The following is a 12990-nucleotide window of genomic DNA, read 5'->3' on the forward strand; positions in this document are numbered from 1 at the left end:
TCAGCGCTGTTTCAGGATCGCGGTCATCGCGTCGGCATCGGCTTTCTCACGGTGCCGGCCAAACCACCAGGCCGCCACCGCCGTCAGGGCGGGTGCAACCACCAGCGGGATTAACCAGGACAGCCAGAACAGTTCCGGATGGTAGCCAAGGCCAGCGAACTGCAGGATGATCCACATCAGCAGCGCCGATCCCAGGCACACGCCCGGCAAGAGGAGCAGCCCGTACCGGTGATGCCTCCGATCAGCGAACCAGACGCCGAATCCCAGTGTGATGGCGGCGCCCGTAACGACAATCAGCGAAACCATGACGGCCAACCCTGGGGCGTCCCTTAGAGAGCGCCGAACCCGATGCGGCGGGATTCGGGCTCCCCGATTTCCACGTACCCGAGGACACCTGAGGGCACAATGACCTGTCGACCCTTGGCATCGGTCAGGCGAAGCTCAGCGCCGCCGTTCATAGCCTTGGACACAACTTCCGCGACTTCGTCCGCCGTCTGGTTCGATTCCAGGACGATCTCACGGTTGACGTTCTGGACGCCGATCTTGATTTCCACAGCTGGGCCTTCCTAATTGACGAGATGAATAGTTCTAAGCACCCTGGTTTGCGGCCGTCAGGAGCGCTTCCTTGCACGGCCGTACCCAAGGGAAATCTAACTCACATCTCCTTGGGGAACCGACTGATTCCGCGCCAAGCTAAACGATAGATGAGCTCGCTCGCGGTATCGATGTCCAGGCTGCCGTCCGTTTCAAGCCAGTACCGGGCGCTCACCTGTGCCATGCCTGCCATTGCCCGGCCCAGAAGCGTTGCTTCCAGATGCGAAAGGCGGGTATCACCTGAAATGACTCCAGCGATCGCATCGGCGAAACGGGCGTTGAATTCCTCAAGCCGGCGGCTCACATCCGGATCATTATTGAGATCTGACTCGAAGACGATGCGGTGTGCCTGGCTGTCCTGGGCAATGAACTGGAAATAGGCGCGCATGGTCGCGTGCACACGCTGCTTGTTATCAGTGGTTGACTGCAGGGCATCCACCAGCAACTCGGTCAACGAGGCCAGGTGGCTCTCCAGCAGGGCCAGGTACAACTCCCGCTTGCCGGGGAAGTGTTGGTACAACACGGGCTTGCTGACCCGCGCCACCTCCGCGATTTCGTCCATGGCTGCGCCGTGATAGCCGTTCGAGACAAACACCTCGTGGGCGGCGCGCAGCAGTTGGCGTCGTCGCTCATCCCGCGGCAGCCGCATGGCTTTGCCGCTCGCCGGTGCTTCTGAGCTCACGTGTCCAGGGCTTTCGGTTGTCTGACTCGGGTCCGTCGCGCGGAAGCGGCGGTGCGTTCCAGTCTACCCGCGCGTGACAAGTACCCAGTCCCGCCGGCAGGCATCCGGCAACCCGCGCGTGCCCGGCCCGGCAGGTGCCGGCGCAAGGTTGCGCGACTGCGGCGGACAGGGCATACATTGAACCATGAGCTCTTTGAACGGCGCCCCGGGCCCGCTGGTTGAACCTGCCGGCGAACTCACCCGTGAAGAAACCGAGCGGTACTCCCGCCACCTCATTCTTCCCGAATTCGGAATTGAGGCGCAGAAGCGCCTGAAGAACGCGCGCGTGCTGGTCATTGGAGCGGGTGGCCTCGGCTCGCCCGCGCTGCTGTACCTGGCGGCAGCCGGTGTGGGCACTCTCGGGATCGTGGACGACGACGCCGTGGACGTATCCAACCTGCAGCGGCAGGTGATCCATGGAATGGGCGACGTCGGGAAGGCCAAGGCGCTTTCCGCGGAGCAGAGCATCTTCGAGCTCAACCCGCACGTATCGGTGATTCGGCATGAGGTTCGGCTGGACTCGGGCAACGCATTGGATATCTTCCGAGGCTACGACGTCATTCTTGACGGCACGGACAACTTCGCAACCCGGTACCTTGTGAGCGACGCCGCCGAGATCCTCGGCAAGCCTTATGTGTGGGGCTCAATCCTGCGTTTCGACGGACAGGTGAGCGTTTTCTGGCCTGAACCGTCGGTTGGCGGCCCGAGCTATCGGGATCTCTACCCGGAAGCGCCGCCGCCCGGAGCGGTGCCCTCCTGCGCCGAAGGCGGTGTGTTGGGTGTGCTCTGCGCGCAGATCGGCTCGGTCATGGTCAACGAGACGATCAAGCTCATCACCGGAATCGGCACCACCCTGCTGGGACGGGTGCTGGTCTTCAACGCGTTGGACATGACTTGGCGCGAGTTGAAGGTGCGCCGCGATCCCGATGCTGCAGCAATCACCGAACTAGCGGACTATGAAGCCTTCTGCGGACTGACTCCGGCGGCAAGCGGGGCCGACAACGGCGTTCCATCCGTCACGGTTGCCCAACTTGAGGAACTGCTTCAGCAGCGGGAGGCGGGAAGCCGCGAGTTTGACCTGATCGATGTCCGCGAACCGGGGGAGTACGACATCGTCCGCATAGACGGAGCCACCCTGATTCCACAGAACCGGATCCTGACCGGAGACACCGAGATTGATCAGGACCGGGAAGTGTACGTCCATTGCAAAGCCGGAACCCGGTCGGCCAATGTGGTGCGTCACCTGCGTGAACGCGGGGCGCGGAAGGTCTATAACGTTGACGGCGGCATTCTGCAGTGGGTGCGCGAGGTGGAGCCGGAAAAACCGGTGTACTAGAAGGACCGGCACTGAGCGGCCATAATATCGGCAGTTCAGTACTGCATGCTCAGGCGGAGTCGGCCCGTGCTTCCCCGTTGCGGTGAACCGGGCAGGCCTGCTGAGCCGCATCCGTAACTGGTTCCTCGGGCTCGATCCCGTACAGGGCCTCAAGGGCTGCCGTGTATTCATCCTGGCGGCCCTCAGCGGCCAGTTCGCGTGCCCTCACGGTGGGGACGTGCAGAAGCTGGCGCACCATACGCCGCAGCGCGAATTCGACTTCCTCTGCCGCCGCTGTACAGCCATGCTGCGCGCGGACGCGTGTCATCTCGGCGTCGAGCACCTGTTGCGTGTGCTTGCGCAGCGCCACGATCGCGGCGTCAACCGAGCGCGCCGTAACCTGCTCCTGGAATGCGTTGGCGGCCCTGGATACCAGAACACCGGCCTGGCGCAGGGACTCGGCCTGCTCTTCGGGGGCAGCGAGGCGAACGGACTCAAGGGTGATGAGTTCGACGTTCTCCACGGTGTCCACGGCAGGATCGAAGTCGTGGCTCAGTGCGAGGTCCACGATGACCAGGGTACGCGACACGCCCGCACGAAGTTCACGGATATCAGAGGCTTCCACCCTGCGTTCGCTGCCACTGCAACCGATGACGACGTCGGCTTCCCGGAGCGCCGCCCGTAGGGTCTCGTCCGTCAGGGCTGTTCCGCCGCGGCTGGCAACGAAGCTTTCGGCGCGGCCGGATGGGGAGAAGACAGCGATGTCCGTGCAGCCGCGCTCCCGAAGCAGGGCCATGGTGGCACCGGCATAGGCGCCGGTGCCGAAGACCACAACCGACTTGTCATCCAGGTTGGGCGTGCTGGAAAGATCAGCTGCGAGGTCGAGGGCCACCGAGACGATCGACCGGCCCCTGCTGCCGAGCGCGGTTTGGGCCCCTACATCCCGTGCGGTCCGTGAGGCAGCCTGGAACAGGCGCACAAGCCCTCCGCTGGCTGTTCCGGAGCCCTGCGACTCGATCAGGGCACGGCGGACCTGTCCCGCAATTTCACGCTCGCCGACGACCGCAGAATCGAGGCCGGAGCTGACACTGAAGAGGTGGCGCGGAACGTCCTGGCCGGTGAGGGTGGTGAAGGAACCTGAAACGGTGGTTTTGGGGAGGCCGGATTGCGCGCTGATCGCTGTAATGATGGAGGAGCGTGCGGCCTCGACGTCCTGTTCAGAGGTCGCTTCCCCATAGATTTCGAAGCGGTTGCACGTAGCCAGCGCAACGGCCCCCGACAGTGCCGCGCTGTCTTGAAGCGCGGACGACGCGACCTGGGACGCCCCGACGCTGAGGCGGGCAACGGTCTCCAAGTCAATATCTGAGTGGGTGGCAACCAGGGAGAAGTAGTTCACAGCCCCTCCAGCATAGCCAAGATGGCGGCCGTGTCCCTAATAGGCAAGCCTTAGTCCCAAGGTCTTTCCAAGCCGTCAATTTCTCTGCTTTCCCGCATGATCACAGGGGAATTCCAGGCTCGCGGAGATGGAACGAAAGGGTGCGCGGCGAGTGATTTCGGACACCAGGAGTGGACGCAGTTATCCAACCGCAGCGAACTTCGGCAGAATCAACGTATGACCCTCAGCCCTTTCCACCCCCTCCTGGACGGCCGCACGTCAAACTCGCCGCTCGTCGAGTCGTATCGCGGCAATCTCCCCTCCCGCCGGCCGGTGTGGTTCATGCGGCAGGCAGGACGCTCACTGCCCGAGTACCGCGAACTGCGTGAGGGCACCGCAATGCTCGACGCCTGCCTCAACCCGGACATGGCTGCTGAGATCACCCTGCAGCCGGTCCGGCGGCACGACGTTGACGCAGCGATCTTCTTCTCGGACATCGTGATCCCACTCAAGCTTGCAGGCGTCGACGTCGACATCGTGCCAGGAGTAGGGCCGGTCCTCGGCAAGCCGATCCGGACAGCTGCGGACGTCGCCGCGCTTCCTGAACTCACGGACGAAGCGCTGGAACCGATACGCGAGGCTGTCGCGAAGACAGTTGCTGAGCTCGGAAGCACGCCCCTGATCGGGTTCGCAGGCGCGCCCTTCACGCTCGCCGCCTACATGGTTGAAGGAAAGCCTTCAAGGGACCATCTCGGGCCGCGCACCATGATGCACGCTGATCCCGCGGCCTGGCGTGATCTCACTGAATGGGCGGCCGATGCCTCCGGTCGTTTCCTGCGGGCACAGCTTGAGGCCGGTGCCAGTGCCGCGCAACTTTTCGACTCCTGGGCGGGCTCCCTGGGCCTCGCGGACTACGTGGAGCACGTGGCGCCCGCCTCAACCCGCGCCCTGGATCACGTACGGGGATTGGGAGCGCCGCTGGTGCACTTTGGTACCGGCACGTCGGAACTTCTCGTTGCGATGCGCGATGTCGGAGTGGATGTGGTCGGCGTCGACTATCGGCTGCCGCTGGATGAGGCCAACCGACGGCTGGGAGGGTCGGTCGCGTTGCAGGGCAATATCGATCCGGCCCTGCTGTCGGCGCCGTGGGAAGTCCTGGAAGCGCACGTCCTTTCAGTGCTCGACGCCGGAGCATCAGCGCCCGGCCACGTGGTCAACCTCGGCCACGGCGTGCCGCCGGACACCGACCCCGAGGTCTTGACGAAGGTCGTCACACTGATCCACTCGGTGCCGCCGGCACGATGAGCCGCCAGCCCGCTGCCAACCTGACGCCCGCCGTCGTCGTTATCGGCGGGGGCATCGCCGGCCTGTGCGCCGCGCACGAGCTCACCCAAGCCGGACTGGCGGTTCGTGTTCTTGAGTCCTCGCCGGCGTTCGGCGGGAGCGTGGGCAGCCATGAGGTGGCGGGCCTCACGCTCGACGTCGGTGCCGAGTCCTTCTCGACGCGATCGGACACCGTTCCTGTCCTCGCACGTGAGCTCGGTCTCGGCGCCCTCCTGCGCAGCCCCAACCCCGCGGGCGCATGGCTCTACCTCTCGTCGCCCGGCGGCGAACCCATCGCGATGCCGCTCCCCAAAACCGGGCTGCTTGGCATCCCGGCGGACGTGCGCGACCCTGGGCTGACCCGGCTGATCGGCCGTGCAGGCAGCGTCCGCGCCGCACTCGACCGCGCACTGCCGCTGGGTGGCCTTCTGAACGAGCAGCAGCTCAGCCTCGGTGCGGTGGTTCGGGCGCGGATGGGGGCCGAAGTGCTGACCCGGCTTGTCGCGCCCGTTGTGGGCGGTGTCCTTTCGGCAGATCCTGATGACCTCGACGTCGACGCCGCGGTACCGGGCCTGCGTGCTGCCATGCGCAAACACGGTTCACTGGGCGCCGCCGTCGGTGCGATGCGGAAGGCAGCACCCGCAGGTTCGGCCGTAGGCGGCCTTGAGGGCGGCATGGGGCAGCTTGCGTCGGCGCTCGCCGGGAGGCTGGAGCGGGACGGCGCGCAGCTTTCATCCTCCACCCCGGTGCTGGAGCTCAGCCGGGGCGCGGGCGGCTGGACCGTCAGGACGGATACACAGACCCTCAGCGCGGACGCCGTAGTGGTGGCGACGGACGGACCCACCGCCGTCGATCTTCTTTCGCCCACGCTTATGGAGCTTGAGGCCGACCGGCCGGCGGTGGTGCCCGGTGTTGCGCTGGTGAGTCTGGTTGTCGACGTACCTGAGCTTGACGCCGAACCACGAGGAACCGGCGTCCTGGTTGCAGCAGGCAGCCCCGGTGTACGTGCGAAGGCGCTTACCCATGCCACGGCGAAATGGCCCTGGCTCGCCGAGCTAACCGGACCGGGCAGCCATGTGTTGCGGCTCTCCTACGGCAGGGCCGGCGAAGACCACACGGCGCAGGAAACTGATGCTGAGCTGTTCCAGGCCGCACTGCATGATGCCTCGGTGCTGCTCGGTGTTGAGGTGGGGGAGGCCGACGTCGTCGACTGGGACGTTGTCCGCTGGAACAACGCGCTGCCGCATGCAACGCTCGGCTACCGTGACCGGGTGGCCCGCATTCGGGCCGTAACGGCAACGCAGCGTGATCTGGAGGTCACAGGCGCCTGGCTGGCGGGCACCGGGCTGGTTGCGGTGATTGACGATGCGCGCAAGCGCGGCGCTGCCCTCGCACGGCGGATGGCCGCGCAGTAACACCGGTCTGTGTGAGATTGATAACCTTCTACGGGCTGTAGAACCCATCAATTTTCGAATTAGCCGTTGACAGGAGCAGACTGGATTCATGAGCGAGATTGCAGGCCCGGCCGCCACCAACACAACCTCCCGCACCGATTCGACATCGGCTCCCACCTCCGGCGAAGACGCCGCAACGACGCAGTTCTTCACCCTCTGGACCGTATTCAAGCGCTCCGCAGGAACACCGGACGACGGCGCGGCGCTGGAGGCCGCTGTCACTGAACTCGACGGCGCCCAGGTTACCGTCCGTGGCTTCTATGACGTCTCGGCCATGCGCGAGGACGCCGACATCATGGTCTGGTTGCACGGGTCCCGCGCCGAAGACCTGCAGGCCGGCGTGAGGACCCTCCGCCGCACGGCAACCTTCGCGGGCGCCGAGATCGTGTGGTCCGCCATGGGGGTTCATCGCGATGCGGAGTTCTCCAAGAGCCACTCGCCGGCCTTCTCCCGCGGTGTCGAGCCGAGCATCTGGGTCTGTGTCTACCCGTTCGTTCGTTCCTATGACTGGTACATCCTGCCCAGCGAGGAACGCCGCGAAATGCTGTACGACCACGGGATGAAGGGCCGCCAGTACCCGCAGGTCCTTTCCAATACGGTGTCGTCCTTCGCACTCGGCGACTGGGAATGGATCCTCGCGCTGGAGGCCCCCGAGCTGGTCGACCTGGTGGATCTTATGCGCCACCTTCGTGAGACGGAGGCCCGCCGCCACGTCCGCGAGGAAATCCCGTTCTACACGGGCCGACGCATCGACGCCCGTGAGGTTTCCGAGGTGCTTCGATGAGCACGCACACTTTCCATCCCCTCGACGGTGTCGATGAAAAAGGCCGTATGGCGCCCAAGAAGTACGACGCCATCGTCCTCGCCTCCTTCGGCGGGCCGGAAGGGCAGGAAGACGTCATCCCCTTCCTGCGCAACGTCACCCGCGGCCGGGGCATCCCCGACGAGCGCCTCGAAGAGGTATCCCAGCACTACCGGGCCTTCGGCGGTATCAGTCCCATCAACCGGCAGAACCGTGAGCTCAAGGCTGCCATGGAGGCCGAACTCGCCCGCCGGGAAATTGACCTGCCGGTGTTGTGGGGCAACCGGAACTGGGAGCCCTTCATCGCCGACACGCTCAAGGAAGCGTACGACGCCGGCCACCGCCGCATCCTCGCCGTCACCACGAGTGCCTATTCCTGTTACTCCAGCTGCCGCCAGTACCGCGAGGACTTGGGGATGGCGCTCGTGGAAACCGGCCTTGACGGCCGGCTCGAGGTGGACAAGGTCCGCCAGTACTTTGACCATCCCGGCTTTGTTGAGCCTTTCGTTGAGGGCGTGACAAGCGGTCTCGCATCGGTGCGTGCCCGGCTGGCGGCGGACGGCGAGTCGGATGCGCCGGTCCACATCATGTTCGCTACCCATTCGATTCCCACCGGGGATGCCGAGGCTGCGGGCCCTCGAAACGCCGACGGCGGCCCCGCCCTGGAAGAGGGCGCCTACGTGGCGCAGCACCTGGCGACGGCGCAGGCGGTACTCGACCGTGTGCCGGAAGCTGCGGACTGCGAATGGTCCCTGGTCTACCAGTCCCGCTCCGGTGCACCTCACATCCCTTGGCTTGAGCCGGACATCAACGACGCACTGGGTGATCTCGCTGCCACGGGTGCCAAGGGAGTGGTCATTGTGCCGCTCGGTTTCGTAAGCGACCACATGGAAGTGGTCTGGGACCTTGACACTGAAGCCCTCCAGACCTGTGCTGAGCTCGGTCTGACGGCTGAGCGCGTGCCCACGCCGGGCACCCATGCCGAGTTCGTCTCGGGCCTCATTGACCTGGTGAGCGAGCGCACAGCGGACAACACAATCCTTGATCGTCCGGCGACCACCGATCTGGGACCTTGGTACGACGTCTGCCGGCCCAATTGCTGTGCAAACCGGCGCGGTGAGAAGCCCACTGTGGCGGGGGCGGACTCGACGGTCGGTCTTCCTGAAGCAGGACAGGCATGAGCCAACCCGTCCGGGTGGGAACCCGTGCCAGCGCGCTGGCACTGACCCAGACCACCACCGTGGCGGACTCGCTGGCCGCTCTTGGTGGATTCGGCTATGAGCTCGTGCGGGTCAGCACCACAGGGGATGTCAACCGTGCCTCGCTGTCCCAAATCGGCGGAACCGGTGTATTCGTCGCCGCCCTGCGCGAAGCGCTGCTCGATGACACCTGTGATATCGCGGTGCACTCACTGAAGGACCTGCCGACCGGCCAGGCGGAGGGCCTGAGCGTGGCCGCCGTCCCTGAGCGCGCCGACATCCGTGACGCCCTGTGTGCCCGTGATGGACTGACCCTCGCTGGACTTCCTGAGGGAGCGAGCGTAGGCACGGGTTCGCCCAGGCGCGCCGCTCAGCTCCGGGCAGCCCGTCCAGACCTCACCGTGATCGATATCCGCGGCAATGTGGATACGCGCCTTGGTCGCGTTGCAGGGCTTGTCGAGGGCGGACCAGGCGACCTCGACGCCGTCGTTCTGGCCGCAGCGGGCCTGTCCCGCCTCGGCAGGCAGGACGTCATTACGGAGTTCCTGGATCCGGTGCTTATGCTGCCGGCGCCGGGCCAGGGCGCGCTTGCCGTCGAGTGCAGGACCGACGACGCCGGTTCCTCACCATTTGCGGACGCACTCCGACAGTATGACCACCTGCCCACCCGCCTCGCCGTGACCGCCGAACGGGCTGTGCTCCGGCGGCTCGAAGCGGGTTGTACCGCGCCCATCGGCGCGCACGCGGCGATGACCGACGGTTCGCTGACCCTGGAAGCGGTCGTGTGCAACTCCGACGGCAGCCGCCTGCTGCGGCGCACCCGGACAGCGCCGGAAGTCACCGTCGAGGGCGCCGAGGCGCTCGGTGTCCTGTTGGCGGAGGAGCTGCTCGATTCCGGCGCAGCGGAGATCGCCGGACTCACGGCCTGATCCATGACCGCCGATACCGGCAGGGGAGCACTGAATGGTGTACGGGTGGCGCTGCTGCGCACCGCGGAACGCGGCGCAGCCATGGCGGAGGAACTCGAACGCAGGGGAGCGGACACTGTCCTGGTGCCGCTCATCGCCTGGGAGTTCCCCGAGGACACCACTGAGTTGGATCGCTTCCTCCGGGCCGCGCCCACGTATGACTGGGTTGTACTGACCAGCGTGACCACCGTCCGGGTGCTTCACCAGCGCGCACTCGTGCTCGGACCCGAGCTGTCCGAGATGCTTCGTGGCGTCCGGGTTGCCTGCGTCGGATCAGCGACGCGCACTGCCCTTCGGGATGTAGGCGTGTTGGCAGCGGTAGTGCCGGCAGCGGACCAATCAGCGTCAGGCCTATTGGAGGCACTGCCTGCGCACCCGGCCCGGGCCCTGCTGCCGCAGTCGGACCTCGCCGCCGACACGCTGCGCGACGGCCTGCAGCGGCGCGGCTGGACCGTTGACGCCGTGACCGCGTATGCAACCGTGGACTATCCGGCCGCGGCGGATCGGCGTGTTCCGGATTCCGGGGCACCAGGGGAGTCCGGGAAACCGCGAATCGAACTGGCCGGTGAAGAACTTGTTCGTGAGATCGCGGCGGGGACTATCGACGTCGTCGTCGTGACCTCTCCCAGCACCGCTGAGCGCCTGCATGCCATCATGGGAGAATTGCCCGTTGGGCTTGTGACAGTCGCAATCGGCCAACGCACCGCGAACGACGCCGCGGCGCTCGGCCTGCGGATAGACGCGGTGGCCGCTACGCCGGGGCCCGCCGGTATCGCGGATGCGGTAAGTGCCGCCGTCGGCAATCAACCAAGGAAAGGGTAATGCCATGAGCTTCCCCCAGCACCGGCCGCGCAGGCTCCGTTCGACGAAGGCGATCCGGCGGCTTACCGCCGAGCACCGCCTCAGCGCTGGCGACCTGATCCTGCCCGCGTTCATGCGCGAAGGCTTGACCGAACCTGTGGCCATTTCGTCCATGCCGGGCGTGGTGCAGCACAGCACCGAAACGTTGAAGCGCGCCGCCGCGGAAGCCGTCCGGCGCGGAGTGGGCGGAATCATGCTCTTCGGCATCCCCGCCGAGCGCGATGCGTCCGGTAGCGCCGGGCTGGACCCGAACGGGGTGCTCAACCGGGCGATCGCGGACGTGCGCTCCGAAGTCGGCGATGACCTGGTGGTCATGAGCGACGTATGCCTGGACGAATTCACGGATCACGGCCACTGCGGTGTTCTTGCCGCCGATGGCACGGTGGACAACGATGCCACGCTGGAACTCTACGGACAGATGGCGGTAGCGCAGGCGGATGCCGGCGCCCACGTACTCGGGCCCTCAGGCATGATGGACGGCCAGGTCGCCGTGATCCGCCAGGCCCTTGACACGGCCGGCCATCAGGAGACCGCGGTGCTCGCATATGCCGCCAAATACGCCTCCGCGTTTTACGGTCCCTTCCGGGAAGCAGTGGATTCCCAACTGACCGGGGACCGCCGGACCTACCAGATGGACGCCGCGAACCGTCGTGAGGCGCTGCTGGAGGTCGAACTGGATCTTGAGGAGGGCGCGGACATGGTCATGGTGAAGCCGGCCATGAGCTACCTCGACATCGTGGCAGACGTTGCCGCCATGTCGCCTGTGCCCGTTGCGGCCTACCAGATCTCCGGCGAGTACGCCATGATCGAGGCCGCCGCCGCGAACGGCTGGATAGACCGCCGCCGTGCAATTGAGGAATCGGTGCTCGGTATCAAGCGCGCCGGGGCACAGATGATTCTCACCTACTGGGCATCGGAACTGGCGCTCTGGCTGAAAGAGAGCGAATAATGACTACCTCCGAGGAACTTTTCACACGCGCACAGGCGCTTATGCCCGGGGGCGTCAATTCGCCGGTGCGGGCCTTCGGCTCGGTCGGTGGGACGCCCCGCTTCCTCGTCTCGGCGCGGGGACCCTACGTCACGGACGCGGACGGACGTGAGTACGTGGACCTCGTCTGCTCCTGGGGGCCGGCCCTGCTGGGTCACGCACACCCCGCCGTGCTGGAAGCGGTTCACCAGGCAGTGGACCGCGGACTCTCCTTCGGCGCTTCGACGCCGGCCGAAGCGGACCTCGCGCAACTCGTCCAGGAACGTGTTTCCGCCGTCGAACGACTCCGCATGGTGTCCACCGGTACTGAAGCGACGATGACCGCCGTGCGGCTCGCCCGTGGGTTCACCGGGCGCAACCTCATCGTGAAGTTCGCGGGCTGTTATCACGGGCACCTCGATGGGTTACTCGCCGCCGCAGGTTCGGGCGTCGCTACCCTCGCGCTGCCCGGCTCAGCCGGCGTAACGGACGCGACGGCCGCCGAGACGCTGGTCCTGCCCTATAACGACGTCGACGCCGTCGAAGCCGCGTTCCGGGAGCACGGCCCGGCGATCGCCGCAGTCATCACCGAGGCAGCGCCGGCGAACATGGGCGTGGTGGAGCCGGCCCCCGGATTCAACGCCGCACTGTCGCGGATCACCACCGAACATGGTGCGCTGCTCATCGTGGACGAGGTGCTGACGGGGTTCAGGGTCGGAGCCGGCGGATATTGGGGGCTGACCGGACGAAACGAAGGCTGGACACCGGACCTGCTGACGTTCGGCAAGGTCATCGGCGGCGGATTGCCGGCCGCTGCCCTCGGTGGACGCGCCGAGATTATGGACTATCTCGCTCCGCTGGGACCCGTTTACCAGGCCGGCACCCTTTCCGGGAACCCACTGGCGATGGCTGCGGGAGTCGCCCAGCTGACCCATGCGACGGATGAGGTCTACCGGCACATCGATGCACGATCGCTGGAACTCTCCGGTGCGTTGTCTGAGGAGCTGAACCGCGCCGGCGTCGACCACTCCATCCAGCGTGCAGGCAACCTCTTCAGCGTCGCATTCGGAACCTCTGCCCGCGGCGTCACCAATTACGCCGACGCGCAGGCGCAGGAGACTTTCCGGTACGCCCCGTTCTTCCACTCCATGCTCGACTCCGGTGTGTACCTGCCGCCGTCGGTCTTCGAAGCCTGGTTCCTCTCCTCGGCGCACGACGACGCCGCGATGGAGCGGATCCTTGGTGCGCTTCCCGCCGCGGCACGGGCAGCTGCAGCCGCCGGAGCAACGCCACCGGGCGTCTAGGTGCGTGTGTCGGTAGTGGTTTGACCGTCTCGCAGGGTTGAGCGCTGATTGCCGGGCCGCAGTCCGTTGTCCTGGAATTGGTGACCGGATACCGGTTTGCGGGGACG

The 12990-nt window shown here is 66.0% G+C and carries 13 protein-coding genes; 9 read left to right on the forward strand and 4 right to left on the reverse strand.

What is annotated here, in order from left to right:
• From ACX80C_RS18805 to ACX80C_RS18815, 3 genes are all read right to left on the reverse strand, one after another.
• Positions 1-306, reverse strand: coding sequence for a hypothetical protein (locus ACX80C_RS18805; protein ID WP_459327988.1), 306 nt, complete (start codon positions 304-306; stop codon positions 1-3).
• 23 nt (positions 307-329) lie between these two features.
• Complete coding sequence (locus tag ACX80C_RS18810) at positions 330-554, reverse strand: DUF3107 domain-containing protein (protein ID WP_459327989.1); 225 nt, start codon at positions 552-554, stop codon at positions 330-332.
• Positions 555-655: 101 nt separating this feature from the next.
• Positions 656-1243: a TetR/AcrR family transcriptional regulator gene (locus tag ACX80C_RS18815; RefSeq protein ID WP_459328002.1), complete on the reverse strand. Its 588-nt coding sequence runs from the start codon at positions 1241-1243 to the stop codon at positions 656-658.
• Positions 1244-1460: 217 nt separating this feature from the next.
• Between ACX80C_RS18815 and moeB the strand changes: the two genes are divergently transcribed.
• Complete coding sequence (gene moeB / locus ACX80C_RS18820; protein WP_459327990.1) at positions 1461-2651, forward strand: molybdopterin-synthase adenylyltransferase MoeB; 1191 nt, start codon at positions 1461-1463, stop codon at positions 2649-2651.
• A gap of 49 nt (positions 2652-2700) precedes the next feature.
• Here moeB and ACX80C_RS18825 read toward each other — a convergent pair whose 3' ends face one another.
• Positions 2701-4026: a glutamyl-tRNA reductase gene (locus ACX80C_RS18825; RefSeq protein ID WP_459327991.1), complete on the reverse strand. Its 1326-nt coding sequence runs from the start codon at positions 4024-4026 to the stop codon at positions 2701-2703.
• A 216-nt stretch (positions 4027-4242) separates the two neighbouring features.
• On the opposite strand from ACX80C_RS18825, the gene hemE reads away from it, so the two are divergent.
• The 8 genes from hemE to hemL all read left to right on the forward strand — a co-directional run bounded on the left by hemE (position 4243) and on the right by hemL (position 12883).
• On the forward strand, positions 4243-5310 hold the full coding sequence (hemE, locus tag ACX80C_RS18830) for a uroporphyrinogen decarboxylase (protein ID WP_459327992.1): 1068 nt from the start codon (positions 4243-4245) through the stop codon (positions 5308-5310).
• Positions 5307-6743 (forward strand): protoporphyrinogen oxidase, encoded by a 1437-nt coding sequence (hemG, locus tag ACX80C_RS18835; RefSeq protein ID WP_459327993.1) that lies wholly within the window; start codon positions 5307-5309, stop codon positions 6741-6743. The genes hemE and hemG overlap by 4 nt, the downstream gene beginning before the upstream one ends.
• Positions 6744-6831: 88 nt before the next feature.
• Entirely contained in the window at positions 6832-7566 is a 735-nt protein-coding gene (gene hemQ / locus ACX80C_RS18840) for a hydrogen peroxide-dependent heme synthase (RefSeq protein ID WP_459327994.1), read from the forward strand.
• A complete protein-coding gene (locus ACX80C_RS18845) occupies positions 7563-8765 on the forward strand; it encodes a ferrochelatase (RefSeq protein ID WP_459327995.1) in 1203 nt (400 codons plus the stop codon). Before hemQ ends, ACX80C_RS18845 begins: the two co-directional genes overlap by 4 nt.
• The gene (hemC, locus tag ACX80C_RS18850; protein ID WP_459327996.1) at positions 8762-9712 is read left to right on the forward strand and encodes a hydroxymethylbilane synthase; all 951 of its coding nucleotides are present in this window, start codon (positions 8762-8764) and stop codon (positions 9710-9712) included. Before ACX80C_RS18845 ends, hemC begins: the two co-directional genes overlap by 4 nt.
• A 3-nt stretch (positions 9713-9715) precedes the next feature.
• Complete coding sequence (locus ACX80C_RS18855; protein WP_459327997.1) at positions 9716-10573, forward strand: uroporphyrinogen-III synthase; 858 nt, start codon at positions 9716-9718, stop codon at positions 10571-10573.
• Positions 10574-10577: 4 nt separating this feature from the next.
• Positions 10578-11561 carry a porphobilinogen synthase gene (gene hemB, locus ACX80C_RS18860; RefSeq protein ID WP_459327998.1) on the forward strand — a complete coding sequence of 328 codons (984 nt, stop codon included), beginning with the start codon at positions 10578-10580 and terminating at the stop codon, positions 11559-11561.
• The gene (gene hemL / locus ACX80C_RS18865; protein ID WP_459327999.1) at positions 11561-12883 is read left to right on the forward strand and encodes a glutamate-1-semialdehyde 2,1-aminomutase; all 1323 of its coding nucleotides are present in this window, start codon (positions 11561-11563) and stop codon (positions 12881-12883) included. The genes hemB and hemL overlap by 1 nt, the downstream gene beginning before the upstream one ends.
• Positions 12884-12990: the final 107 nt, after the last annotated feature.

The organism is Arthrobacter tecti, from assembly GCF_054511355.1.

What these genes read in the sequence shown, in the direction of transcription:
- ACX80C_RS18805 (WP_459327988.1), bottom strand. Translation starts at nt 306, where the DNA reads ATGGTTTCGCTGATTGTCGTTACGGGCGCCGCCATCACACTGGGATTC.
- ACX80C_RS18815 (WP_459328002.1), bottom strand. Translation starts at nt 1,243, where the DNA reads ATGCGGCTGCCGCGGGATGAGCGACGACGCCAACTGCTGCGCGCCGCC.
- moeB (WP_459327990.1), top strand. Translation starts at nt 1,461, where the DNA reads ATGAGCTCTTTGAACGGCGCCCCGGGCCCGCTGGTTGAACCTGCCGGC.
- hemE (WP_459327992.1), top strand. Translation starts at nt 4,243, where the DNA reads ATGACCCTCAGCCCTTTCCACCCCCTCCTGGACGGCCGCACGTCAAAC.
- hemG (WP_459327993.1), top strand. Translation starts at nt 5,307, where the DNA reads ATGAGCCGCCAGCCCGCTGCCAACCTGACGCCCGCCGTCGTCGTTATC.
- hemQ (WP_459327994.1), top strand. Translation starts at nt 6,832, where the DNA reads ATGAGCGAGATTGCAGGCCCGGCCGCCACCAACACAACCTCCCGCACC.
- ACX80C_RS18845 (WP_459327995.1), top strand. Translation starts at nt 7,563, where the DNA reads ATGAGCACGCACACTTTCCATCCCCTCGACGGTGTCGATGAAAAAGGC.
- hemC (WP_459327996.1), top strand. Translation starts at nt 8,762, where the DNA reads ATGAGCCAACCCGTCCGGGTGGGAACCCGTGCCAGCGCGCTGGCACTG.
- ACX80C_RS18855 (WP_459327997.1), top strand. Translation starts at nt 9,716, where the DNA reads ATGACCGCCGATACCGGCAGGGGAGCACTGAATGGTGTACGGGTGGCG.
- hemB (WP_459327998.1), top strand. Translation starts at nt 10,578, where the DNA reads ATGAGCTTCCCCCAGCACCGGCCGCGCAGGCTCCGTTCGACGAAGGCG.
- hemL (WP_459327999.1), top strand. Translation starts at nt 11,561, where the DNA reads ATGACTACCTCCGAGGAACTTTTCACACGCGCACAGGCGCTTATGCCC.